Genomic DNA, 24,530 nt, shown 5'->3' with positions numbered 1-24,530 from the left:
GCCGCCACTTATTTGAAGGAGCCGACTCTGAACGCCGAGCCCGCCGTCCAACGCCGGTTGCTGGACCTGCAGGATCTCGACCTGCAGCTGGATCAGGTCGCGCACAAGCGCGCGTCGTTGCCCGAGCACCAGGCGCTCAAGGAGCTGATCGCGGAGAAGTCCGTGGTCGACCGCGAACTGGTCACCGCCGACACCGAGGTCAGCGACCTGCAGCGTGAGCAGAAGAAGGCCGACAGCGACGTCGAGCAGGTCCGGCAGCGCAAGGCCCGCAACCAGCAGCGGATCGACTCCGGTCAGGTCACCTCGCCGCGCGACCTGGAGAACCTGCAGCACGAGATCGGTTCGCTCGACCGCCGGATCTCCGATCTGGAGGACGCCGAGCTCGAGGTGATGGAGAAGCTCGAGGCCGCGGAGGCGGTGCAGACCGATCTGCGCACCCGGGCAGAGGCGTTCGCCGGTCGGCAGGCCGAGCTGGAGACCACCCGCGACGCCGCGCTCAAGGAGCTCGACGAGCAGCGCGCCGAGCTCGGTGACAAGCGCTCCACGGTCGCGGCCGAGCTGCCGGAGCAACTGCTCGCGCAGTACCAGCGGCTGCGGGAGCGCAACGGCGGGATCGGCGCCGCGCCGCTCGTCGGCAAGCGCTGCATGGGTTGCCGGATGGAGCTCGCACCCTCCGACCTGAACGCGATCAAGGCCGCCGCGCCGGACGCCGTACTGCGCTGTGAAGAGTGCGGACGGATCCTCGTGCGGACGTCGGAGAGCGCGGTATGACCTACGACCATGTGATCGTCGAGGCTGACGGTGGATCGCGGGGGAACCCTGGGCCGGCGGCGTACGGCGCTCTGGTGCGCGACCCGGTGACGCGGAAGGTGATCGCGCAGCAGGGAGGGACGCTCGGGATCACGACGAACAACGTCGCGGAGTACTCCGGTCTGATCGCGGGGCTCGAGCTCGCCGCGGAGTACGCGCCGGGCGCCTCGATCGAGGTGCGGATGGACTCCAAGCTGGTCATCGAGCAGATGGCCGGCCGCTGGAAGATCAAGCACCCGGACCTGCAGCCACTTGCGATCAAGGCGCAGGGGCTGGCGCCGTTCGGGACCGAGTGGACCTGGGTGCCGCGGGCGCAGAACTCGGCCGCCGACGCGCTCGCGAACAACGCGCTCGACGGCGTCGACATCCCCTTGACGCCGGCCCTCGCCGGATCAGCGCCGGTGGTGGCGAAGGACCCGTCGGACCTCGCGAAGGCGTTGCAGGGCTGGGGTCCGCAGACCGAGCCGCCGACACAGCTGATCTTCCTGCGGCACGGCGAGACGCCGCACACCGTGGAGAAGCGGTTCTCCGGATCCGGTGGCGACAATCCCGGGCTGAGCGACACCGGCCGCGTGCAGGCGCTGGCGGCCGCCGACTACCTGTCGCGGATCGGTGGGGTCGACGCGCTGGTCGTGTCGCCGATGCGCCGTACCCAGGAGACCGCAGCGGCGGTCGCGGCGAAGCTCGGGCTCGACCCGGTCGTGGACGAGAACTGGCGGGAGGTCGCGTTCGGCGACTGGGACGGGCACACGTTCGCGGAGATCCAGCAGAAGTGGCCGGACGCGATGAACGCCTGGCTGGAGTCGACCGCGGTCGCCCCGCCCGGTGGCGAATCGTTCGACATGTGCGCCCGGCGGGCCCGGTTGGCACGTGACGGTCTGCTCGCGCGGTACCCGGGCAAGACGGTCGTCGTGGTCACCCACGTGACGCCGATCAAGCTGATGGTCCGGTCGGTGCTCCAGGCCCCGATGTCGGCGCTGTTCCGGATGGAGCTGCGGCCGGCCACGCTGACCGAGATCCACTGGTACGCCGACGGCCTCGCGTCCTTGCGCTCCTTCAATGTGCAGCCCTCGCTAGTCTGACCCCTATGCCGCTGCAGAGGGTTCGATTCGCCGAGGCCGTTCCGGAGGTCTTCCGGGCGTCGTTGCAGGAGATCCGCCGGGAGCAGGAGGTGCCCGCGGAGTTCCCGCCCGAGGTGACCGCCGCGGCTCTCGAGGCGGCCCGGAGGGCTCGGCTTCCGGAGCTCGATCGGACCGACCTCGAGTTCGTGACGATCGATCCGCCGGACTCGATGGACCTCGACCAGGCGCTGCACATCGAGCGGACCGGTGACGGGTTCACCGTGTACTACGCGATCGCCGACGTGGCCGCGTTCGTGGAGGCCGGCGACCCGATCGACGCCGAGGCGCGGCGCCGCGGCGAGACGCTGTACGCCCCGGACAAGCGGACCCCGCTGCACCCGCCGGAGCTGTCCGAGGATGCGGCCTCGTTGCTGCCCGACCAGGTGCGTCCCGCGCTGCTGTGGACGATCACGGTGGACGCGACCGGCGAGGGTACGGGCGTCACCTGCGAGCGGGCCCTGGTGAAGTCGCGCGCGAAGCTCAACTACGCCGGCGTACAGAAGGATCTGGACGCCGGTACGGCGTCTGAGTCGTTGCAGCTGTTGCGTGAGGTCGGGAAGCTCCGCGAGCAGCGCGAACTGGAACGCGGCGGCGTCAACCTTCCGATCCCGGACCAGGAGGTCGTCACCTCCAACCACGGCTGGGGCCTGGAGTTCCGCGCGCCGCTGCCGGTCGAGGGCTGGAACGCGCAGATCTCGCTGCTCACCGGCATGGCGGCCGCGCAGCTGATGACGAAGGGCAGGATCGGCATCCTGCGCACGCTGCCCGAGTCGCACGACGACCTGCGGCGCAAGCTCGGCAACACCGCCAAGGCGCTCGGGATCGTCTGGTCCGACGAGGCGACGTACGCCGAGTTCATCCACGGGCTCGACCCGAAGGTGCCGGCGCACGCGGCGATGCTCGCGGCGTGCACGGTGCTGTTCCGCGGCGCCGGGTACACGGCGTTCGACGGCCAGGTGCCGGAGCAGTCGCAGCATGCCGCGATGAAGGCGGCGTACGCACATGTCACCGCGCCGCTGCGGCGGCTGGTGGACCGCTGGGCCGGGGAGATCTGCGTCGCGCTGTCGGCCGGCGTCGAGGTGCCGGCCTGGGTGCGCGAGTCGATGGACGAGATCCCGAAGATCATGGACGACGCGGACCGGCGGGCGCACGCGTACGAGCGGTCGATCGTCGGCATGGTCGAGGCGGGTCTGGTCGCGGATCAGGTCGGCTCCGAGTTCGACGGCGTGATCACCGACGTGGACGACAAGGAGAACACCCGCGGCATCGTCACGCTGACCAAGTTCGCGATCGAGGGCCGCGTCACCGGCACGGCGCTCCCGCTCGGTCAGAAGGTCCGCGTGAAGCTCGTCGAAGCGGACATCGCCAAACGCACAGTCGCCTTCGAACTGCTTCAGGGCTGACGACAGCAGGTTCGTGGGCGCTGGCGTTTGGCGAACCGACGGCTAGCTGACGGAGACTCCGGCGGCTTCGAAGTCGTAGGTCTTGCCACCGAACTTCAGTGCGTCGACCGCGCCGGAGAACGCGTAGTCCCGGCCCTTGCTGAGCGTCACCGTGAGGAGCTCGGCCTCATCGCCGCCGTCGCCCAGGTAGGCGAGCATCTCGGTCCAGGTGCACCGGGCGCCGTTGATCGAGCACGCCGTCCCGTTGAAGGCGGTACCGGTCAGGCCCCAGTGCTTGTCCGCGTCAGTGCCGGCGTTGAAGGCCGTCCACTGGTTGGCGGTGCCGTTGGCCGGTGCGTACACCAGCGACGAGTAGTTCGACGCCACCGCGGCCACATTCGGGTCGATCTCGAAGCTGATGCTCGGCATGTTGTTGCCCAGGGCATTGTTCTCGCCGGTCGTGTAGACCGAGAAGCCGACCGTGCCGAGGTCCTTCACGTTCTGGCCGGCGAAGTCCACCTCGTTGCCGAAAGCCACCTTGTCGGTCGCGGACGCGGTGTGCAGGCTGAGGGCGCCGTCACCGAGCGGCGACTGGGTGGAGGTTGTGGCGAGTTCGGCATCGGCCGCGCCGATCACGTTGCGGTGCACCGTGCCCCAGTGCTTCAGGTACGTCGGGCCGGTCTTGTTCAGCTTGGTCTGGACGGCCGGGGCGAGGTCGACCTCTGCCACCACGCCGTCCTTCAGCTTGGCCGACGTGTCGACCCCGTTCGCCGGGACCGCGAACAACTGGGCGACGAACGCCTTCTGCAGGTCGCTCTGGCCGAGGCTGTAGTTGACAACCTGGCTCTCGGCCACCGAGTTGCGGACCAGCGGATATGTGATGGCCGTCGCGGTCTGGCCGGTGACGCCGGCGTCGGCCGCGCCACCACCGAGCACCGAGATGCCGACAGCTGTGACAGCCAGCGTGAATGCGGATCCTGCCGCCGCGAGGCGGTTCTTCGTGTTGGACATGATTCCCCTTGCTTCCACCCCGAACGGGCGGAATTGCGGTGCCGCCAGGAGTCGAACCCGGCCCATCCCCGCACACCGAGACGGTCTAGACCGTCTACTGTGCGTCACCGTATAGGGCTTCGTGCGTAATGGGAACAGCCGAGCCACCGCCAGGTCGCTACTTCGCCCACCGACAGGTTGGAACCTGCTTCACCGCCTCGTCAGGTAGTCCTCGACTGCGGCAGTGGTGCGCTGCAGGTCGCCTGTCGCGAGCAGGTCGAGCAGGGCGCCGCGGAGCATCGCCAGTACGGCGGTACGTCGTGCCTCCGACTGCTCGGGCGCGCTCGTCTTGAGCAGCTCGAGCCAGTCGTCGACGGTTGAGCGGGCGAAGTCCGACCACGGGCCGTCCGGCGCGACGAGCGAGCGCCCGTACGCCTCGACCCAGAACGTCATCAGCGGCCGGCGTTCGGGTGCCGCGAGCCAGGTCCACAGTTCGCGTGCGATCACGGTCAGGCCGGGCGGCTCGTCGTACTGCTGCTCGATCCGGCGGAGGAGTTCGAGCTGGTCGGCGCGACCGCGGGCGAGCAGGGCGCGGATCAGGCCGTCCTTGCTGCCGAACAGGAACAGCAGCACCCGCGGGCTCGAGCCGATCGCGGTCGCCAGCGGTCGCAGCGACAGGTCGGCGAGCCCGTGGGTGAGCGAGTAGGCGTACGCACGCTCCAGGAGTTCCTGTTCGCGCGCGGACGGGGCTTCCTTCGTGGTTGGCACGGGGCTAGTATTGCTTACTGAAACAGTCGTGTCAGTAGATCGGGTGGGTAGATGACGAAACTGATCAGGAAGCTGGGGCAGCCTGGAGACCTCGGCTGGGTCGTGCAGTCGCATGCGGAGATTTATGCGGCTGAGTACGGCTGGGGCCCGGCGTACGAGACGCTGATCGCGCAGATCGTGTCGGCGTACGCGTCCGACCACGACGACGAGCGCGAGGCCGCGTGGATCGCCGAGGTGGCTGGCGAGCGGGCCGGCAGCATCTTCTGCGTGCGGGGGCCGGACGAGACGACCGCTCAGTTGCGGCTGCTGCTCGTGACGCCGGCTGCTCGCGGACTCCGGCTCGGCGCCGAGCTGGTCGACACGTGTCTGGCGTTCGCCCGTTCGGCCCGCTACAAGCGGATGGTGCTGTGGACGAACGATCCGCTGGTCGCGGCGCGGCACATCTATCTGTCGCGCGGGTTCCGCCTCACCGGTTCCGAGGTGCACGAGATGTGGGGCGACAGCCTCGTCGGTCAGACGTACGAGCTGGATCTCTAGCTTTTGCAGGCTGGTGCGCCGGGGGCGGCGGTCTTGTAGATCGCGTGGGAGAGGAACGTGTTGACGTAACCGTTCGTGATGGTCAGCGCGTGGCGCGGGCCGGCCTTGCCGAGCGGGAGGAATCTGCGCAGCGGGTACGCCAGGTAGTAGACGCCGTAGTCGGTGAAGTTGAAGTGCCGCGTGCCCGGGACCGTGGCGCACCACGACGTACCGGTGCTTGCCTTGAGCAACGAGAGGGCGCGGTCCCGGTCGTGGTCGTTCTTCGCGTCCGGGCCGCAGACGCTGGTGATACAGGAGTCGTCGGCGCCGAGCAGCATGATCGGCGCCTTCACTCCCTTCGTCACGACGTCACCGAACTGGATCCCGTCGAGGTCGACCGCGGCTGCGCAGCGTGCATCCAGCCGGCAGGCTTCGAGTGAGGCCGCGCCGCCGAACGAGTGACCGACGTACGACGCCCCGACCGACGGCTCGACCGAGTTCGGGAGTTCCTTGGCGACCATGCCGGCCGCGAACCGCGCGTCGGCGGCCCAGACGCCGACCAGGTGATCGCCGACCTGCTTCGCGCCCTCGGTGCTCTCGCCGAGGTTCGGCGGGTTCGCGTCCGGTTTGCTCTCGACGGTCTGCCCGCCGAGCACGGTGAGGTTCGCGCTGTACGTCGGGGTGACGCCGGCGACCAGGTACCCGTGACTGGCGAGATCCTCCGCGAGCGCGGCGTACATCGGAGCCGAGAGGCCCATACCGGGCATCAGTACGACGACCGGGAACCGACCGGGTGCGACGGCGACGCGATCGAGCGCACGGTCCTGGAGAGTGTCGAACGGACCTTGGAACAAGGAGATCGGTGCCTTGAGGTGGAGCCCGCTCCAGTCACCCGGCGCGTACTGCACGCGGCGGCCGGTGGTGTCCTTGGCGACCGGGTACCAGAGCCAGACGGCGAGGCGGCGAGGGCCGTTCGAGTACGGGTCACGGCGGGGCGTGTCGGTCCACTCGTACGTCCGCCGCCCGACCTGAAAACTCCCGGTCGTCTCCGGCAACGCCACCGGCTCCGACCGCTGCACCAGCACCCACCCCACATACCCAGCCCCACCAACAAGCACCACCAGGAGCAAAAACACAACCCCAGTCCGCACTCGTCGCCTCATATGCCAAGCTTCTCATCCTCCCGGTGTCGAACCTGGACCATCGGCTCCGACGTTTCGGGTGTTCTGTTGGTTGGGGAAGGAGCCGGGATGAGTTTGCCGGATGTGGTGTCGCGGGATGTGTGGGTGGAGGCTCGGCGGGAGCTGTTGGCTGCGGAGAAGGCGTTCACGAAGGAGCGGGATGCGCTGAACACGCGGCGCCGTGAGCTGCCGATGGTGCTGGTTGAGAAGGAGTACACGTTCATCGGGGCCGACGGCTCGGCGGGTCTGCTGGAGCTGTTCGAGGGGCGCGACCAGTTGGTGGTGTACCACTTCATGTTCCAGCCGGAGTGGGACGCCGGGTGCCCGAACTGCACCGGGTTCGTCGACGACATCGGGTCGACGCGGCTGCTCAACGCGGCGAACACAACGCTCGCGTTGGTCTCGCGGGCGCCGTACGAGAAGCTCGCCGCGTACCGGGCGGCGCGTGGCTGGGAGCACCCGTGGTACTCGTCGTACGGGAGCGACTTCAACTACGACTACCACGTGACGCTCGACGAGTCCGTCGTACCGTTCGAGTACAACTACCGCACCAAAGCCGAGTGGGACGTGCTGCCGAACAACGAGCACACCCAGACGCAACAGCCCTTCGACCTCCACGGCCTGAGCTGCTTCCTCCGCGTCGACGAGCAGGTCTATCACACCTACTCGACGTACGGCCGAGGTCCAGACGCGATGACCTTCACCGCCACCGCTCTGGACCTCACCGCGTTGGGTCGCCAGGAGCCCTGGGAGAAGCCCGAAGGCCGCAGCCTGGAGTCACCTGGCGACCACTGCCACTAGCTCACGGATTGGATGATCACGTCTCCTTGGCCGATGAGGACGTTCGCGTCGGTTCGGGCCTCCACGCTGCCGAGGAGCACCCGTCCCGCGGCGGGTGCCGCGGTGGCGGTCACCGCAGCCGAGACGGTCCACTGTGCGCCTGTCGCTCTCAGCGCGTTGGCGTCCGCCACCGCGATCGAGCCGTAGGCGGGGTTGACGAGTACGTCGCGGTAGTTGTACGTCGTCGTTCCCGAAGGCACGGCGTACCCGTCGACGAGCGCGACCCACACGCCGACCGCGGGGTTGTTCACGGTGACCGACTCCGTGGCGGTACTGCCCGCGCTCTGCGCCGTCAGGACGCAGCTTCCGGACGAACAGTTGTACAAGAACAGGTCGAGGTCCGCGTTGATGTCACTCGCGCCCCCGGTCGACGCCCGGAGTTGCGTCGTACCTGGTGTGACGTTGACCTGGAACTGCTGCTGCGCGCCGTCCGCGATCGAGGGCGTCGCCAGTTTCGCGCTGCCCAGTGCGGTCCCCACAGCCCTGCCAGTGAACGGCCCCTGCTGGTTCGTCAGGGTGTACGAACGGTTCACAGGCGTCCCGAGCGTGGCCGAGGGAATGATGTCCGGATTCGGCGATATCGATACGCCGAGCAACGATGCCGTCAGCGTGAAGGGAGTGTTCAGGACATCCGACGTACGCCGGGCCTCGACGGTGATCTCCCAGACCCCGGGCAGTGGGTTGATGACGGTCCGGCTGAGCGGATCGCCCCCACAGGTCCCGCCGGCGACCGGCGGGCTGTAGCAGTACAGGCTGTTGGTGTCGGCGGACTCGCTCGGCAAGCCGTACGGGCTGAACCGAAGGAATCGTGCCTGACCGGTACCGGCAGTGCCGTTCGGGCCGGACAGGTCCACCTTCAACGCGGCGACACCCGCGGGTACCCGGAAGAAGTAGCTCGTCGTCTGGTTGCGGCCGATGGTACCGCTGACCGTCCGCGACGGCGCGGCCTGTGCCAGGGTGTACGGCACCACGATCGTGTTCAGGGTCTGGAACTCGATCCCCGGTGTACCGGTGTCGTCGAACTGCAGCAGCGCCGCATGCGCGCCGACGGACTTGGCCTTGACCAGGACCGGCAGCGGGACGTCCGTGTTCAGCGGCAGCATCACGTTGCCGGCGGTGACGAAGGTGCCGTCGCCGCCGAGCCAGGACAGCTTGTACTTCACGCTGCCGGCCGGGCCGGAGGTACGACGCAGCGTGTACGTGCGGGTGTACTCCGTACCCAGGACGACGCCCTCGCGGTCGTTGATGCCGATGCCGACGCCAGGCGTCGCGAGGAAGCCGGACAGCGCGGTGCTGACCGGAACCTTGGCGCTGACGGTGTCGGTCCGCAGGTTCTGCTTCAGCAGGTTCCACGCGTCGCCGACGCTCGCGAGACCGTTGCCTTGCTCGTACGCGCTGTAGTTCGTCAGGAACCGTGCCGACGAGAACAGCGACTTGCGCAGCTGCGCGGGTGTGACCGCCTGCCCGTTGGCCTTCGCGGCGCTGAGCAGCAACGCGCCCGCGCCGGCCAGCTGTGGCGAGGCCATCGACGTGCCGTTGAACATGCCGTAGCCCGGTGGCAGCGCGTACGTGCCAGTGACCGGCTGACCTGCTTGCCAGGTCGGCACGGCCGAGACCGCGGCGCCCGGTGCGACGATCTCCGGTTTGAGTGCGCCGTCCTCTGCGGGACCGCGCGACGAGAACGGGTGCAGGTTCTCGGCGGGGCCGGTCGTCGATCCGTAGTTCGACAGCCAGGTGGCGCGAGTGATGTACGAACCGGCGCTGACGACCTGGGACGCCACCGACGGGTCGCCGACTGTGTTCATCCCCGGACCGCTGTTGCCGGCCGACAGGAACAGCTGTACGCCGTTCTCGTTGATCAGCCGGTTGTAGATCACCGCGCGGGCGTTGTTGCCGTCGTTGAGTGCGGGCAGGCCGCCGATCGACATGTTGACCACGTCGACGTGCGCGACGGTCACCGCGTAGATCATGCCCTCGATCAGCGCGTGGTTCGTGCAGCCGGCGATGAACAGGCACACGCGGACCGACACCAGCTTCGCGCCGGGCGCCGCGCCGCTCATGGTCCCGCCGAAGAGCTTGTTACCGGCGACGATGCCGGCGACGTGCGAACCGTGCGCGCCGGAGACGATGCCGATGTTCACGGCCTGGTTCGCCGGGTCGGTCTGGACGACGAACGGCATCGACTCGCTGATCGGCGTGGCCGGGTTGTCCGTACCGAACTGGTTGACGTCGTAGTGGACCTTGTAGTCGGTCATCGGCTGGTCGTCGGCGAACGTGCCGTTCTGGTTGGTGTCCACCCAGACGGTGTTGGCTGCCGTGTCCCAGAGGACACCGAACAGCCCTGACGATCCCGCCGGGTTGCCGTCGCGGTTGACGTCGTTGCCGACCTCGCCGCCCAGGCGTGGATCGCGCTCGTTGAACGTGCCCTGACGGAACTGCGCGGGGTAGCCGGCGGCTTGCGCGGTCATGTGGATCCACGTCGGGTCGTTGTCGGCGTTCGTGCTGCCGGCGAACGTCGGGTCGGTGTACGTGACCCAGTCGGTGATCTTCCGCTCACCGGTCGAGGTCGTGTTCAGGGACGGGTGCCCGAGGTCGACACCGGTGTCGAGGATGCCGACCGTGACGCCGCGGCCGTCCCACGCCGGATTGGCGTTGACGAACTGCGCGGCACCGGTGTCACCCGTCGGCATGTACGGGTTGACCCGAGGGGTCGACGCGTTCGGCGCCGGCTGTGGACTCGGGTCCGTGCTGCCGTGTGGTCGCGGATCCTCGAGCGGGATCACGTCGTCGACGTCCGCGGCGGTCACGCCTGCGATGCTCGCGACGTCCTGAGCTTTGTCGATGTTGATCCTCACGCGCAGGTACCCGACCGAGTCGGTGCGCTTCTCGACCTTGCCGCCGAGCTTGGCGAGCCGCTGCGCCACCTTGCCGCTCTGCCCCTTGTCGGCGGCAACGAGCAGCGTGACCGACGTCTGACCCTTCGACCGTGCCTTCTGCAACAGCGCCTTGGCGGCGTACCCAAGATCCTTCTTGTGCTGTGGTGGCGGGTCGGCGGCGGCCGGACCCACCCCGACCATCGCGACCGCAACCGCCCCCGCGGTCCCGATCACACCCAGCTTCCTGATCCAAGACAGCATTGTTCGATCCCCCATCCCGTGTACCCCACACAAGCGTTTCCCGTGACCTGCTCGTGACCCCTGGGAAGCACAGTCGCACCAAACCCCGGCCGTCGCCAGGCCTCAACCCCACTCAAAAGTCGCGGGGGAGGAATTGCCGGGAGGGAACGGGTCGGTCTGTAAGCCGGATTCTGTGGTGGCGATCATCCATCTACGGTGGCCGTTGCCGGGCACCTCTAGCGGCCTACCCGCGAGCTCGGGCGGGCCGCCCTCGGACGCTCGCGCGGGTGGTGGTTTCCCACCGCCCTTCTTGGCCTTGCTCCACGTGGGGTTTACCTAGCCTCCGCAGTCACCTGCGGAGCTGGTGGTCTCTTACACCACCGTTTCACCCTCACCCGCACTCCGGCGAACCACGGGGTTCGTCGGAGCCGCTGGCGGTCTGTTCTCTGTGGCACTGTCCCGCGGGTTACCCCGGGTGGGCGTTACCCACCACGCTGCCCTGTGGAGTCCGGACTTTCCTCGGCGTCCTCTGCAAAGGACGACGCGATCGCCCGACCGACCCGTTCCGTACGATCAGGATACGGCCTCGGCGGTCACGTCGGGCCACAGGCCGTCCGGACCTCGGTGGTACGGGCGTACGTCGACCACCGCGTCCAGGTTCAACGGCCCGTAGATGTGCGGGAAACTCATCCCGGTCCCGTCCAGGTCCTCGTCGCAGAGCGCGGACACCAGCCGGGCGGTGTCGATCACCAGCAGGCACAGTGGCTCGTCCACGTCGTCGTACGCGAAGTTCGCGACCATCGCGACCTGGTGGGGACGGGATGCGTGGATGAACGTCGCTCCGTCGTCGAGGCTCTTGCCGCGCGTCGACCACCGGTAGCTCCCGGCCTCGCGCGCGGCCTCCCACTGCTCCACGAAAGCGATGTGCAGAATCGTCGCCATAAACCCAACGCTAGTGGTTGCAGCCGTGGATTAAGGTGCTCGACATGGCCAACGACGACCAGAGCGAGACCGAGACCGAGACGAAGCCCGCGAAGCCGGTCGACGACCTGGTGACGACGCAGCACACGCTGACCGTCGACGGGCAGGAGTTGCGGTACACGGCGACCACCGGACGGATCGTGCTCCGCGAGGAGGTGGTCACCGACGGCAAGTTCGACGGGCTGAAGCCGAAGGCCGAGGTGTTCATCACGGCGTACACGCTGGACGACGCGGATGCCCAGGACCGTCCGGTGACGTTCGCGTTCAACGGCGGGCCGGGGTCGTCGAGCATCTGGTTGCACCTCGGTCTGCTCGGTCCGCGCCGCGTGGTCTCGGGTGACGTGGGTGAGCTCGCGCCCCCGCCGTACTCGATCGTCGACAACGCGGAGACGTTGCTGAAGTACAGCGACGTGGTGTTCATCGACCCGGTGTCGACCGGGTTCTCGCGGGCCGCGGAGGGGGAGAAGCCCGGGGACTACCACGGGTTCACGCGCGACCTGGAGTCGGTCGGTGAAGTGATCCGGCTGTGGACGTCGCGGAACGGGCGCTGGATGTCGCCGAAATTCCTGGCCGGCGAGTCCTACGGTACGACGCGCGCCGCCGGGCTGGCCGCGCATCTGCAGCAGCGGTACGGGATGTACCTCAACGGCGTCATGCTGATCTCGATGGTGCTGGAGTTCGGGACGCTCGACTTCACGCCGGGCAACGACCTGGCGTACACGTTGTTCCTTCCGTCGTACGCCGCGATTGCGCACTATCACGGTCTCGTTCCGGATCAGTCGCTGGAGGAGGTGCTTGCGGACGCGGAACGGTTCGCGGCCGGCCGGTACCCGAACGCACTTGCCCAGGGCAACCGAATTCCCGCGGACTACCGCGCCGAGGTGGTCACCCGGCTGGCCTCGCTGACCGGGTTGAGCGAGGACTACATCGATCGGGTGAATCTGCGGATCGAGCACACGCGGTTCTTCGGTGAGCTGTTGCGCTCCCGCCGCCAAACGGTCGGACGTCTCGACGGTCGCTTCACCGGATGGAACCCCGACTACGGCTTGGAGGCTCCGGACCGCGACCCGTCGATGAACGCGATCACCGGGCCGTACTCCGCGGCGCTCAACCACTACATCCGCGTCGAGCTCGGCTATGAGAATGATCTGCCGTACGAGGTCATCAACATGGATGCCGCGAAGAACTGGTCGTTCAAGGAGTTCGAGGGCCAGCAGATCTCGGTCGCGGAGAAGCTCGCCGAGGCGATGCGCGTCAACCCGCACCTGAAGGTGCACGTCGCCTCCGGGCACTACGACGGCGCGACGCCGTACTTCGCCACCGAGCACACGCTCGCCCGCCTCCAGATCCCGGCCGAACTGACCGCCAACATCGAAACGAAGTACTACCCAGCCGGCCACATGATGTACATCCACGAACAATCCCGCATCCAACAGTCCACGGACCTCGGCACGTTCATCACCGCATCCTCCAACCGATGATCCTGATCCGCCGCGCAGACGCAGTACAGACGCCGGCAGTCCCAGGCGTCGTACTGCGTCCACCGGCGGTCGAGGACGCACTCCCACTCGGCAAGCTGTACTTCGAGGCGTACGACACGGGCGTCGCCGCAGCAACGGAACGCGAAGCGCTCGAGGACATCGAGCTCACGTTCGCGGGGGAGTACGGCGTCCTCGCGCCGAACCTGAGCCGCCTGGCCTGGAACGGCGATCAACTGGTCGGCGCGTTGCTCGTCGTGGAGCGCGCACCGCGGCCGGACACCCCGGACTGCCCGTTCATCATCGAGCTGTTCACGGCCCGATCCCATCGCCGTCGAGGGATCGCCAAGCTCCTACTGAGCGAGTGCGCAGACGTCAGCGTCGCACTACGCGCCGACGAGAACAACACGCCCGCGGTGACGCTCTACAAGTCGCTCGGCTTTCAGGAAGGGTAGATGCGGAAGCCGTTGAACGGCTTGTGTTCGAAGGACTGGTAGAAGGGTTCGGCGGTGTCGGTGACCAGGTCTATGCGTTGGGCGCCGGTCAGGGGTGCGGCGTACTCCAGCAACGCCCGCCCGATGCCCTTGCGGCGGTAGGCGCGGTGGACGGCCATCTGGGAGAGGTGGGCCTGGATGTGGCCGTCGCTCTGTAGGTACGCGAAGCCGATGACCCGCTCGCCGTCGAGTGCGACGACGGTCGTCACGCCTGGAGCGGTGAAGACCGCGTGCGCGCGGGCCGGGTCGGCGGGAAGGCTTGGCCAGTTCTCGGCTTCGCAGATTGCGAGGATGCCCGGTAGGTGGGTCTCCTGGTACTGCGTGACGGTCATGGCAGGGTGAGTACTTCGGCGCCGGTGTCGGTGACCAGCAAGGTGTGCTCGAACTGCGCCGTACGCGACTTGTCCTTCGTAGTGGCGGTCCAGCCGTCGTCCCACAGGTCGTACTCGTACGTGCCGAGCGTCAGCATCGGCTCGATCGTGAACGTCATCCCGGGCTCGATCACGTCGTCGAAACGTTCGTCGTCGTAGTGCGGGATGATCAGGCCGGAGTGGAACGACGTCGAGATGCCGTGGCCGGTGAAGTCGCGTACGACGCCGTACCCGAACCGCTTCGCGTACGACTCGATCACGCGGCCGATGATGCTCACCTGACGACCGGGCTTGACTGCCTTGATGCCGCGGTTGAGCGCCTCGAGAGTGCGCTCGACGAGCAGCCTGCTCTCTTCGTCGACGTCACCGACCAGGAAGGTCGCGTTGGTGTCGCCGTGGACGCCGTCCAGGTACGCCGTGATGTCGACGTTGACGATGTCGCCGTTCTCGAGCGGACGGTCGTCGGGGATGCCGTGGCAGATCACCTCGTTCACCGACGTGCACAGCGACTTCGGGTAGCCGCGGTAGCCGAGCGTCGACGGGTACGCGCCGCGCTCCACCAGGTACTCGTGGCCGACCCTGTCGAGCTCGTCCGTCGTCACGCCCGGCTTCGCCGCAGCACCGACGGCCTGCAATGCCTGCGCGGCCAGCTTGCCCGCGACGCGCATCTTCTCGACCAGCTCGGGCGACGTCACATACGACCCGTCGTACGGCGTCGGCGCCGGCTTGCCGACGTACTCCGGACGCGGAATGGAAGCGGGTACGTCGCGGCGCGGCGAAATGACGCCAGGGGTAAGGATCGACATGGTGAGATCATTCTAGAGAGCTGCGACAAGACTCCCAGGAGGTGGTCATCCAGATGAGTGACGATCACAGCAACGAGTGGTACTACAACACCAAGACCGGCAAGGTCGAGCCGTACCAGGGCGCGAAGTCGGGCGACCGGCTCGGTCCGTACAGCTCGCCCGAAGAGGCCGCCCGCGCCCTGGAGAAGGCCCAGGAACGCAACGAGGCCTGGGACAACGACCCGAAGTGGGACGACGACTGACGTCCGGCTCCGACGACGTGCCGAGGGGCACCACTTCACGATGAAGTGGTGCCCCTCGGCTGTCACGACGTCGGGTCAGCGGGCGACCCGCTTGGCCGCGGTCTTCCGGGCCGGAGCCTTGCGCGCCGGCGCCTTCTTCGCAGCGGTCTTCTTCACCGCGGACTTCTTCGCCGCGGTCCGAGCCGGCGCCTTCTTGGCGGCGACGCGCTTCGCGGGTGCCTTCTTGGCGGCGACCTTGCGGGCCGGCGCCTTCTTGGCGACGGTCTTCTTCGCGGCCGTCGTCTTCTTGGCCGTCGTCTTCTTCGCCGCCGCCGTCGTCTTCTTCGCGGCGGTCGTCGTGCGCTTCGCCGGCGCCTTCTTCGCGACGGTCTTCTTGGCCGTGACCTTCTTCGCCGGAGCCTTCTTGGCCGCGACCTTCTTCGCGGGGGCCTTCTTGGCGGTGGTCTTCTTGGCCGGCGCCTTCTTCGCCACCGTCTTCTTGGCGGCGGTCTTCTTGGCCGCACTCACCTTCTTCGTCGCTGTCTTCTTTGCTGCGCTGACCTTGCGCGCGGTGGTCGTCTTCGCGGCGCTGGCCTTCTTCGCGACAGTCTTCTTGGCGGGAGAAGCCTTTTTGGCTGTCGCCTTCCCTGCGGCTGCCTTCTTGGCTGGCACTCTGCCTCCTTGGTGCGGCTGAGGAAAACCACGGTGGATTCCTCGTCGTCATGATGATGACAACACTTGTGCGCTACGTAAAGCACCGGAAACGTCCGCAGGTTAAGGAGAAGTGGCGGCGTACCGGCAGGCAATTGCCGAGAATCCTTGTGCAGAAGGGATTCCGCCGCGCCCCGAGCATGCCGGATAGGCTGAATAAATTCTTGGCGACACGCGCACAATCTGGGCCCCAAACGCCCCGATCGACGAGTGTTGTCCTCGGCAACGTCCTGCGAACGTGAGGTGCAACGAGCAGATGAAGAGTGCGTACGACGACCTGCGCAACGTCGTCGAACTACCCGGCGAGGTGCGTCGTGTGGTGAGCATCGTGCCGTCGTTGACGGAGTCGATCGCGGTCACGCATCCGGCCGAAATCGTTGGTGCGACCGACTGGTGCACGCATCCCGCGGACCTCGACGTCGTACGTCTTCGCGGGACCAAGAATCCCGACCTCGATCGCATCCGTGAACTCGCACCGGACGTGGTCGTCGCGAACGCCGAGGAGAATCGCGCAGCCGATCTCGACGCGTTGCGAACGAGTGGAATCGCGGTCTGGGTGACCGCTCCGACGACGGTGCCCGAATCACTCGACTCGCTCGGCCGCCTGCTGTCCGCGATCATCGGCAGCGAACCGCAGTGGTTGCACGATGCGCGCGAGGTGTGGAGTACGCCGTACGCCGGAATGCGCCGGCGGGCCGTGATACCGATCTGGCGACGGCCGTGGATGGCGCTCGGCCGGGACACCTTCGCGGGCGATCTGTTGTCGAGGATCGGCATCGACAACGTGCTCGGAGAATCGAGTGAACGTTATCCGCGGATCGACCCGGATGCGTTGCCGGACCACGACGTCGTCGTACTGCCGGACGAGCCCTATCCGTTTTCACCCGGCGACGGCCCGGAAGCGTTCACGAAACCCGCGCACTGCGTATCCGGGCGGCACCTGACCTGGTACGGACCGTCACTCGTCGAAGCGCGCGATCTGCTCAGCGAACAGCTGGCGTGACGTCCGCCACGATCACCGCACGAGCTCTGGACGGGTTAGGCATGCCTCACCTACGCTCCCTGCGTGCCGTCGATGACCGCGAAGAAGAAGTGCTGCAAGGACAAGCCGAGGTGCAAGAAGTGCCCGGTCGTCCTGCTGCGCCTGTCCAAGGCAGGCTGCGCCGAGCGGCTCGATCGCGTGCACTACGAGGTGGACAAGAAGATCCCGAAGAAGGTCCTCAAACAGGCCCGCAAGCGCTGATTCAGGAGGCGCGGCGCAGTGTGATCACGTCCGCCGCTCGCCGGAGCATTCCGGGGATCGTGGCGTGCGCGGCCTGACCGGTCGCCTCGAGGTCGTCGCCGTACCACCAGCCGTGGGCGCTGATGGTCTGCAGCTCCAGCTCCTCCTGGTTCGCGAACGTCACGTCGACGCGGTCCACCGCGACCGCGAAGAACGTCTGGTGCTGGACGATCCGGCACCCGCCCCACTCGAACTCGATCGTGTTCGTCGCGACCGGTGTGCCGAGTGCGTCGATCGGCAGCACGATGCCGACTTCTTCGCGCAGTTCGCGGCCGGCCGCTTCCGCGACCGTCTCACCGGATTCGACGCCGCCGCCGATCGTGAACCAGTACGGCGTCTGCGGCTTCAGCGGATCCCAGCCGTGCAGCAGCAGCACCTTGCCGTCCGGACGCACCGGCAGCACGCGGGCCGTCGTACGGTGTCGTACAGAGGGCCGGACCGTTCCTGGTGGTGGCAACTGGGATTCGCTCACACCACAAAACGCTAGAGGACAGTGCATGTTCCGTGTCGGGTGCTGCGGCGCGTCTCACATGGTTGCTGTGGACACCTACGATCGGAGGCATGGCAAGCATCGGTCTCGGACTCGCAGCGCTCGGGCGTCCCGGGTACATCAATCTCGGGCACGACGAGGACCTGCCGCCGCGACGTGCGGTCGAGGACCTGCGGGTGCGGACGCACGAACTCCTGGAGCAGGCCTGGCAGGCAGGAGTTCGGTACTTCGACGCCGCGCGTTCGTACGGTCTTGCCGAGCAGTTCCTCGGGGAGTGGATCACACCAGAACGCCGTACCGCGATGACCGTCGGATCGAAGTGGGGATACACGTACGTCGCCGACTGGCGGCATGACGTGGAAACGCACGAGGTGAAGGACCACAGCCTCGCGACCTTCGAACGCCAATGGCCGGAGACCCTGCAAGCGCTTGGCGGACTGCCGGACTTCTACCTCGTGCACAGCCTGACGTCCGACAGCCCCGCGCTCGAGGACAAGCGCTTGCTGGATCGGCTGCGCGAACTAGCGGACTCCGGCGTCCGCGTCGGGCTCTCCACCAGCGGTCCACGACAGGCCGAGACACTGCGCAAGGCGTTGTGCTCCGGTACGCCGTTCTCCGCCGTACAAGCCACCTGGAACGTCCTGGAGACGTCAGTCGGCCCCGCACTCGCGGAGGCACACGACGCCGGCTGGTTCGTCGTCGTCAAGGAGGCTGTCGCCAACGGCCGCCTCACGTCCCGCGCCGGCGAGACGCCGTTCAACGAGTTCGCCCACCAGCACGGCGTCGCACCTGACGCGTTGGCTATCGGCGCGGCCGTCGCTCAGCCGTGGGCCGACGTGGTCCTCAGCGGAGCAACCACGACGGCCCAACTGGCCAGCAACCTCGCTTACCGCAACGACGGCCCGCTCACCGAGTTCGCGCAACAACCCGAGGAGTACTGGACCGAACGGTCAGCGCTCCCATGGATTTGACGGCCTGAGGGCCTGACGCATCGCGCCAGATTTTGCCGTCGCAGCTGCCATCGCTGCCTCGGGCTGCGGCGCCGGAACCGGCGGGCACCGCACATCGGAACGATTGCCCGACACCCGTGGCGGTAACGCGCCCGTCTGCAGATACGCGACGATGCGGTCGTCGGTGCACGTCACACCGGACAACGAGCCCGCGTGCGTGGTTCCGCCGACACCTTCGATCAGGACCGAGTTCGGGAACGTCTTGCGGGTCTGCAGCGCGCCCGAGTACGGCGTTGCCGCGTCGAGCGTCTCGTTGATCATCAAGACGCTCTGGACCCGGCTGCCGTCGACCTTCACCGGGTGACCGGCCTTCGCGGGCCAGAACGCGCATGGTGCGTTGAACCAGGCGTTGTTCCACGTGAGGAACGGCGCCTTCGCATAGATGCTCCAGTTGTCACGTCGCCACGTCTGCCAGTTTGTCGGCCACTTGGCGTCGGTGCAGGACACCCCGAGGTAGACGGCGTACCCGTTGTCGTCGAACGGCGGACCGCCGTACAGGTCGACCAGCGGCGCGGCGTTGTGGTCGTGGACCCATGCGGCGAAGGCACTCGCTACGTCCACCCAGCCGTACACGTAGTACGCGGCCTGGGTGAAGATGTCGTTCCACTCGTCCGGCCCGATCTTGCCGTCGGCGGGATGGCCGATGAGTTTGCGCAGTTCGGCGTAGTACCGCAGTTCGACTGCGCGCTCCGTGGTGCCGAGATGCCAGACGGAGTTGTGCGCTGCGACGTACGCGAAGAACACCTTGACGCTCTTGTTGAACGCGAAGTCCTGGTCGAGGTTGGCGTCGTACCAGACGCGGGTCGCGTTCACGACGCCGTCGAAGATGACGCGGCGGAAGCGGTTCGGGTACAGCGTTCCGTACACCTGGCCGAGGTACGTGCCGTAGGAGAACCCGTAGTAGTTGATCTGCGGAGCTCCGAGCGCCATCCGGATGCTCTCCATGTCGCGGACCGAGTCGAGCGTGGTGAGGTGACTGAGCAGCGCGTGCTGCGCGTTGTCACATGCGGCGGCGTATGCCTTGGAGCGCTGCAGCCACACCTGCTCGATCTGTCGCGTCACCGGGACGTAGAGCGGGCGGTTGTAGCCGGCGTAGTCCGGGATGCAGCTCAGCGCCGGCTTGCTCGAGCCGACACCGCGCGGGTCGAACCCGATCCAGTCGTACGCGTCGCCGGCGCCGTTCGGGACGAACTCACCGAACACCGCGTAGATCAGACCCGAGCCGCCCGGTCCGCCCGGGTTCACCAGCATCGGGCCCTGCGCCTGCGCGTCCGGTGTCTTGTGCTTGATGCGCGACACGGCCAGCTGGATCTTCGTCCCGTTCGGACGGGTGTAGTCGAGCGGTACGACGACGTACCCGCACTCCGCTTTGCGCGCGGCCAGTCGCGGATCGGTACACGTACCCCACTGCACCGGCGGCGGTGTGTAGCTCGCCGGTTTCGGGCGAGCTTGTACGGCGCTCGCAGCCGGAATCGATGCCAGCGCGCCGGCGACCAGCGCGAACGAAATCCCTACGGCAACAACGAATCGACGGATCATCAACAGCCTCCCCTTTGCCGCAAACATCGTGAACCGACGGAATCGGCCCGACAAGGGTTCGCCGTCCGTTTCCGGACAGCTACCAGGCAGGTACGGAGAGTTGCGTCAGAAGGTGTGTTCGTCTCCCGGGAATGCGCCGGAGGCGACCTCGGAGGCGTACGTCGTGGCGGCGTTGGTGAGGATGCCGCGCAGGTCGGCGTACTGCTTGACGAAGCGGGGCATGGTGCCGGAGCGGAGGCCGGCCATGTCCTGCCACACCAGCACCTGGGCGTCGGTGTCGCGGCCGGCGCCGATGCCGATCGTCGGGATCGGGATGCGCTTGGTGATCTCCGCGGCGACGTCGCCCGGCACCATCTCCAGCACCACCGAGAACGCACCGGCCTCGGCGAGCGCCACGGCGTCGTCGATCAGACCGGCTGCCTGATCGCCCCGGCCCTGGACGCGGTACCCGCCGATACTGTGCTCGCTCTGCGGGGTGAAACCGATATGCGCCATCACCGGGATGCCGGACTGCGTGAGCTTCTCGACCATCGGTACCACGGTCCGCCCGCCCTCGAGCTTCACCGCGTGGACGCCGGCTTCCTTCATGAACCGCACTGCCGTGTGGAACGCCTGCTCCGGCGACGCCTGGTAGGACCCGAACGGCAGGTCCGCGACGACCAGCGAATGCTCGACCGCACCGGCGACCGCACGCGCCAACGGGATGAGCTCGTCGACCGTCACCCGCAGCGTCGTGTCGTAGCCGAACACGTTGTTCGCGGCGGAGTCACCGACGAGCAGGACCGGGATACCGGCCTGGTCGAAGATCTCGGCGGTGTACTGGTCGTACGCCGTCAGCATCGCCCACTTCTCACCACGGCTCTTGAAGTCCCGCAGATGATGAATCCGGTACCGCCGCGGTCGCTTCACCCCGTTGCCGGCCGCCGCGCCTTCAGCGGACTGCTTGCCTGCACCTCCGCCGTACGGCGAAACCTCCGCCTCACCACCCGGCGCAACACTCGCCACCACAGGCGAACCGGCTGCCGACGCACCACTCGCTGAAGCACCTGCTCCGCTGCCCGCGGACACTTTGCCGGCGGCTGCACCTGCCGAGACCGCACTGTCCTGGATGGGTTGGGCGCGGCGGCCGGCTCGGTGTGAGGTGGCTTGTTCCGGGGAGACCTGGCTGGGGGCGTCCTGCTGGACGTCCGCACGCCGGCGGGCGCCTAGCGGGCGTGCTGCGCCAGGTACGTGCGGTTGCTCGCCGGCCGGCGTACCAGCAGGTTCGTCGGTGCTCTCGTACTCGGCACTCGGGTCCGAGAGATACCCGCTGCGTACACCAGGAGCCGCTTCCTGCGACTGCCCACCCGACCGAAGCCGAATCTCCTGAGGCCGCGTCTCTTCACCACCCTGTCGACGCTCAGCCTCCGCGCGCTGCCGGGCCTCTTCGCGTCGCCGAGCTGCTTCGCGTTGCTCAGCGTCCTGACGCCGCAAAGCTTCCAGGCGGCGTTCAGCGTCCTCACGTCGCTGGGTGTCTTCCAGCTGACGGGGCGGCTCCTGCCGGACTGCTTCTTCTTGGCGGCGAGCCTCGTCGGGCTCGGGTGAGCGGAGCGGCTCAGCTGGGCGGGTCGTCTCAGGTGCTCGGGTCGGCTCGGGGATGCGGTCGTGGCCCCATACCGGTTCGGGGCCGGGGCCTGGCTCGTAACGGCGGGGTGGTTCCTGGCCGCGGCCGGGCTCCTGGGCCCGGGGCGCGTCCGGTGGCTGGAGGCGCTGCGGAGGCCGCGGCGGCTGCTGCGAACCCAACCCATTGCTCAAACCGTTGCTCGACCCATGGCTACTGAGCCCGTTGCTCAGCCCGTTGCTGGTGCCGTTGTTCGCGGCCGGTGGCTGTGGGACGAACGGGCTGGGTTGTGGTGCGGGGCTGCTCCAGTTCGTGCTGCCGTTGGACGCCTGCGGCGGACGTTGCGGCGTACCGCTTCCACCCTGAGCCTGAGGCGTCGGAGACGGAGGCACCGGCGGCTGAGCCGGCCGCGGCTGTGCCGCACCTGACCCACCGCTACTCCCAGATCCGGGCCCGAACGGACTAGGCCGCCCCTGCGGCGATGCCTGCGGAGGCTGCTGCGGCCGGAACGGGTTCTGCTCCTGGTGCTCCCGCCCGTACGAGTCCTCCCGCGACTCCCCGTAGTACTCCCGCCGGTCCACGCGCTCCGACTGCTCCACCCGCGGTGGCTGCTGCGACGGAGGTGGCGCACTGGGCAGGTACGGCGGTTTCGGGACATACGGCTGCTGCGGGACCGGCCCGCGCTCGTACGTCCGCGGCGCGTTCGGCAGTGACGGTGCCGGGTCGAGACCGCGGTCCCGCCAGGTGTCGTTGTCGTAGTCCGAGCGGCGGTGTTCCTCGGTTGCCCGGTTCGCCGGTCCGGTCCCGTACGGCGAGGGCGACTCCTCGTCGTCACCCTGGGTACCGGCCGACAGGAAATTGTCAACCATGCCGTCATCGTCCCATCGATACGGAGGGTGAGCGCCACCGCCTGTGGGTGAGCGATCGCTCACATCGTCCTTGGGCAGACCGGAGCGGTCGTGGGTCTCCTCGGTGGAGTCCCACGACCTCTCCTGGGTCCAGGGGTCGGGCTGGGATGGGCGGTACCGCCAGGAGTCGCTCAGTGCTCGGCCGCCTTTCGTGCGTCCTCACGCCATGCATTGGTGATCGGCAGCCGGCGGTCCCGCCCGAAGGCCTTGTGCGTGATCTTCGGGCCCGGCGGGTACTGCCGGCGCTTGTACTCGGCTCGGTCGACGAGCTGGATCACCTTGGTGACCAGTCCGGTGTCGAACCCGGCGGCGACCAGTTCCGCACTGCCACGGTCCTGCTCGACGTAATCGTCCAGCATGTCGTCGAGCAGGTCGTAGGCCGGCAGGGAGTCGCTGTCCATCTGGCCGGGACTGAGTTCGGCCGACGGCGGCTTGGCGATCGAGTTCGCCGGGATGGGCGGCTGCTGGCCGCGAGCCTTCGCGTCCGCGTTCCGCCATTTCGCCAGCCGCCAGACGACCGTCTTCGGGACGTCCTTCAGCGGCGCGTACCCGCCGACCGCGTCGCCGTAGATCGTCGAGTAGCCGACGGACAGTTCCGACTTGTTGCCGCAGGCAAGCACCAGGTGGCCGTCGGCGTTCGACAGCCCCATCCAGATCACCGCGCGGACCCGCGCCTGCAGGTTCTCCTCGGCAAGCCCGGTCAGGCCGAGTGTGTCCAGGAACGGCTGCACCATCGGCTGGATCGGTACGACGCGGTAGTTCAGGCCCGTCCGCGCGGCGAGGTCGGCGGCGTCGTCCTTGGAATGGTCACTGGAGTACACGCTCGGGTTCGAGATCCCGAACACGTGCTCGGCGCCGATCGCGTCGCAGGCGATCGCGGCGACCAGCGAGGAGTCGATACCGCCGGACAGCCCGAGCAGCACGGACTTGAAGCCGTTCTTCTGCACGTAGTCGCGCAGGCCGGTGACGATCGCGCCGTACATCTCGGCCTCGTCGGACAGCCGCGGCGCGATGTTCGCCGGGATCGCCTCGTACGGCGCGAGCTCGTCCTCGTGGAGGACGGTGTGCACGATCTCGATGCCTTCGTGGGTGCCGGACGGCGTACCCGAGGCGGCCGGGAGGTCGAGGTCGACGACCATGCTGCCCTGCTCGAACTGGGGTGCGCGGGCGAAGATCTCGCCGTCCGCGTCGGCGATCAGCGAGTCGCCGTCGAACACGAGTTCGTCCTGTCCGCCGACGAGGTTCACGTACGCGAGTGCGCAGCCGGCTTCGCGGGCACGGCGCCGTACGAGATCACCGCGGACGTCGTCCTTGTTGGCCTCGTACGGCGAACTGTTGACGACGAGCAGGAGACCGGCACCGGCCTCGCGGGTGACCGCGACGGGTCCGCCGTCCTGCCAGAGGTCCTCGCAGATCACGAGGGCGACGTCGACGCCGTGGATGCGGACGACCTGCAACGTGTTGCCGGGGACGAAGTGCCGGAACTCGTCGAAGACGCCGTAGTTCGGCAGGTGGTGCTTCACGGCGCTCGTGACGACGCGGCCCTGGTGGATGACGGCGGCGGCGTTGGTGGGGGAGCCCTTCGGGCGGCCCAGGCGGTCGACGCCCATCGCCGTACCGCCGGCCCGGTCGAGGTAGCCGCAGATCACCACGATGTCGCCGAGTCCTTCGTCGGCGAGCCGCTTCGCGAGCGAGTGGATCCGGTGCTGCGAGGCGTCCACGAACGACGCGCGCAGCGCGAGGTCCTCCACCGGGTAACCGGTCAGCCCGAGCTCCGGGAACGCGACCACGTGCGCACCTCGCTCGACCGCGTTCCGGGTCCACGCGACGATCTTGTCGGTGTTCCCGTCGATGTCACCCACGGTCACATTGAGTTGAGCAAGCGCTACCCGAAGCTGAGGCACGAGAGCACATT

At 67.9% G+C, this 24,530-nt stretch carries 23 protein-coding genes and 1 other RNA gene; 11 read left to right on the top strand and 13 right to left on the bottom strand.

Features of this window, described 5'->3' with window-relative positions:
• Positions 1-12 precede the first annotated feature (12 nt).
• The 3 genes from EV647_RS05995 to EV647_RS05985 are packed head-to-tail and all read left to right on the top strand — an operon-like array spanning position 13 to position 3,334.
• On the top strand, positions 13-771 hold the full coding sequence (locus EV647_RS05995; RefSeq protein ID WP_133999587.1) for a zinc ribbon domain-containing protein: 759 nt from the start codon (positions 13-15) through the stop codon (positions 769-771).
• Positions 768-1,892, top strand: coding sequence for a bifunctional RNase H/acid phosphatase (locus EV647_RS05990; protein WP_133999584.1), 1,125 nt, complete (start codon positions 768-770; stop codon positions 1,890-1,892). The genes EV647_RS05995 and EV647_RS05990 overlap by 4 nt, the downstream gene beginning before the upstream one ends.
• A 5-nt stretch (positions 1,893-1,897) precedes the next feature.
• Positions 1,898-3,334, top strand: a complete 1,437-nt coding sequence (locus tag EV647_RS05985) for an RNB domain-containing ribonuclease (RefSeq protein WP_133999581.1) — start codon at positions 1,898-1,900, stop codon at positions 3,332-3,334.
• Positions 3,335-3,376: 42 nt separating this feature from the next.
• Here the strand turns inward: EV647_RS05985 and EV647_RS05980 are convergent, their stop codons facing one another.
• Together EV647_RS05980 and EV647_RS05975 are read right to left on the bottom strand one after the other, a co-directional pair.
• Positions 3,377-4,324 carry a hypothetical protein gene (locus EV647_RS05980; RefSeq protein ID WP_133999576.1) on the bottom strand — a complete coding sequence of 316 codons (948 nt, stop codon included), beginning with the start codon at positions 4,322-4,324 and terminating at the stop codon, positions 3,377-3,379.
• A gap of 189 nt (positions 4,325-4,513) precedes the next feature.
• Positions 4,514-5,071, bottom strand: a complete 558-nt coding sequence (locus EV647_RS05975; RefSeq protein ID WP_133999573.1) for a TetR/AcrR family transcriptional regulator — start codon at positions 5,069-5,071, stop codon at positions 4,514-4,516.
• A 51-nt stretch (positions 5,072-5,122) separates the two neighbouring features.
• Here EV647_RS05975 and EV647_RS05970 point away from each other — a divergent pair, with 51 nt between their 5' ends.
• Positions 5,123-5,608, top strand: coding sequence for a GNAT family N-acetyltransferase (locus EV647_RS05970; protein WP_133999570.1), 486 nt, complete (start codon positions 5,123-5,125; stop codon positions 5,606-5,608).
• On the opposite strand, the gene EV647_RS05965 is transcribed toward EV647_RS05970, so the two are convergent.
• On the bottom strand, positions 5,605-6,666 hold the full coding sequence (locus EV647_RS05965) for an alpha/beta hydrolase (protein WP_166680227.1): 1,062 nt from the start codon (positions 6,664-6,666) through the stop codon (positions 5,605-5,607). The two genes, EV647_RS05970 and EV647_RS05965, sit on opposite strands and share 4 nt — an antisense overlap.
• 171 nt (positions 6,667-6,837) lie before the next feature.
• On the opposite strand from EV647_RS05965, the gene EV647_RS05960 reads away from it, so the two are divergent.
• Positions 6,838-7,569, top strand: coding sequence for a DUF899 domain-containing protein (locus EV647_RS05960; protein ID WP_133999564.1), 732 nt, complete (start codon positions 6,838-6,840; stop codon positions 7,567-7,569).
• Here EV647_RS05960 and EV647_RS05955 read toward each other — a convergent pair.
• The 3 genes from EV647_RS05955 to EV647_RS05945 form a co-directional block, all read right to left on the bottom strand.
• Positions 7,566-10,745, bottom strand: a complete 3,180-nt coding sequence (locus EV647_RS05955) for a S8 family serine peptidase (RefSeq protein ID WP_133999561.1) — start codon at positions 10,743-10,745, stop codon at positions 7,566-7,568. The genes EV647_RS05960 and EV647_RS05955 overlap by 4 nt on opposite strands.
• A gap of 143 nt (positions 10,746-10,888) precedes the next feature.
• An RNA gene (rnpB, locus tag EV647_RS05950) (RNase P RNA component class A) lies at positions 10,889-11,287 on the bottom strand.
• A gap of 10 nt (positions 11,288-11,297) precedes the next feature.
• Entirely contained in the window at positions 11,298-11,666 is a 369-nt protein-coding gene (locus tag EV647_RS05945; protein ID WP_133999558.1) for a DUF952 domain-containing protein, read from the bottom strand.
• Positions 11,667-11,710: 44 nt separating this feature from the next.
• Here EV647_RS05945 and EV647_RS05940 point away from each other — a divergent pair, with 44 nt between their 5' ends.
• Positions 11,711-13,186 (top strand): S10 family peptidase, encoded by a 1,476-nt coding sequence (locus EV647_RS05940; protein ID WP_133999555.1) that lies wholly within the window; start codon positions 11,711-11,713, stop codon positions 13,184-13,186.
• Positions 13,183-13,638: a GNAT family N-acetyltransferase gene (locus EV647_RS05935; RefSeq protein ID WP_133999552.1), complete on the top strand. Its 456-nt coding sequence runs from the start codon at positions 13,183-13,185 to the stop codon at positions 13,636-13,638. Before EV647_RS05940 ends, EV647_RS05935 begins: the two co-directional genes overlap by 4 nt.
• Here EV647_RS05935 and EV647_RS05930 read toward each other — a convergent pair.
• The gene (locus EV647_RS05930; protein WP_133999549.1) at positions 13,626-14,009 is read right to left on the bottom strand and encodes a GNAT family N-acetyltransferase; all 384 of its coding nucleotides are present in this window, start codon (positions 14,007-14,009) and stop codon (positions 13,626-13,628) included. The two genes, EV647_RS05935 and EV647_RS05930, sit on opposite strands and share 13 nt — an antisense overlap.
• Positions 14,006-14,854, bottom strand: coding sequence for a type I methionyl aminopeptidase (gene map, locus EV647_RS05925; RefSeq protein ID WP_133999546.1), 849 nt, complete (start codon positions 14,852-14,854; stop codon positions 14,006-14,008). The genes EV647_RS05930 and map overlap by 4 nt, the downstream gene beginning before the upstream one ends.
• A 53-nt stretch (positions 14,855-14,907) precedes the next feature.
• Here map and EV647_RS05920 point away from each other — a divergent pair, with 53 nt between their 5' ends.
• Positions 14,908-15,096 (top strand): hypothetical protein, encoded by a 189-nt coding sequence (locus EV647_RS05920; RefSeq protein WP_133999543.1) that lies wholly within the window; start codon positions 14,908-14,910, stop codon positions 15,094-15,096.
• A 75-nt stretch (positions 15,097-15,171) separates the two neighbouring features.
• Here EV647_RS05920 and EV647_RS05915 read toward each other — a convergent pair whose 3' ends face one another.
• Positions 15,172-15,747, bottom strand: a complete 576-nt coding sequence (locus EV647_RS05915; RefSeq protein ID WP_133999540.1) for a histone H1-like repetitive region-containing protein — start codon at positions 15,745-15,747, stop codon at positions 15,172-15,174.
• A gap of 295 nt (positions 15,748-16,042) precedes the next feature.
• On the opposite strand from EV647_RS05915, the gene EV647_RS05910 reads away from it, so the two are divergent.
• Both EV647_RS05910 and EV647_RS41885 read left to right on the top strand, forming a co-directional pair.
• Positions 16,043-16,789 (top strand): helical backbone metal receptor, encoded by a 747-nt coding sequence (locus EV647_RS05910; RefSeq protein WP_133999537.1) that lies wholly within the window; start codon positions 16,043-16,045, stop codon positions 16,787-16,789.
• Between the two features lie 63 nt (positions 16,790-16,852).
• The gene (locus tag EV647_RS41885; protein ID WP_166658443.1) at positions 16,853-17,029 is read left to right on the top strand and encodes a hypothetical protein; all 177 of its coding nucleotides are present in this window, start codon (positions 16,853-16,855) and stop codon (positions 17,027-17,029) included.
• Position 17,030: 1 nt separating this feature from the next.
• Here EV647_RS41885 and EV647_RS05905 read toward each other — a convergent pair whose 3' ends face one another.
• Positions 17,031-17,540, bottom strand: coding sequence for an NUDIX hydrolase (locus tag EV647_RS05905; RefSeq protein ID WP_133999534.1), 510 nt, complete (start codon positions 17,538-17,540; stop codon positions 17,031-17,033).
• 89 nt (positions 17,541-17,629) lie between these two features.
• Here EV647_RS05905 and EV647_RS05900 point away from each other — a divergent pair, with 89 nt between their 5' ends.
• Entirely contained in the window at positions 17,630-18,529 is a 900-nt protein-coding gene (locus EV647_RS05900) for an aldo/keto reductase (RefSeq protein ID WP_133999531.1), read from the top strand.
• On the opposite strand, the gene EV647_RS05895 is transcribed toward EV647_RS05900, so the two are convergent.
• The 3 genes from EV647_RS05895 to EV647_RS05885 form a co-directional block, all read right to left on the bottom strand.
• Positions 18,509-20,107 carry an alpha/beta hydrolase gene (locus EV647_RS05895; protein ID WP_202876049.1) on the bottom strand — a complete coding sequence of 533 codons (1,599 nt, stop codon included), beginning with the start codon at positions 20,105-20,107 and terminating at the stop codon, positions 18,509-18,511. The two genes, EV647_RS05900 and EV647_RS05895, sit on opposite strands and share 21 nt — an antisense overlap.
• Positions 20,108-20,212: 105 nt before the next feature.
• Positions 20,213-22,576 (bottom strand): 3-methyl-2-oxobutanoate hydroxymethyltransferase, encoded by a 2,364-nt coding sequence (gene panB, locus EV647_RS43635; RefSeq protein ID WP_370342411.1) that lies wholly within the window; start codon positions 22,574-22,576, stop codon positions 20,213-20,215.
• 170 nt (positions 22,577-22,746) lie between these two features.
• Positions 22,747-24,477 (bottom strand): NAD+ synthase, encoded by a 1,731-nt coding sequence (locus EV647_RS05885; protein ID WP_238177048.1) that lies wholly within the window; start codon positions 24,475-24,477, stop codon positions 22,747-22,749.
• Positions 24,478-24,530 lie beyond the last annotated feature (53 nt).

This window comes from Kribbella sp. VKM Ac-2566, from assembly GCF_004366005.1.
Classification (GTDB): domain Bacteria; phylum Actinomycetota; class Actinomycetes; order Propionibacteriales; family Kribbellaceae; genus Kribbella; species Kribbella pratensis.
Note: the sequence above shows the minus strand (reverse complement) of the source record. Positions and strands in the feature narration are given on the sequence as shown.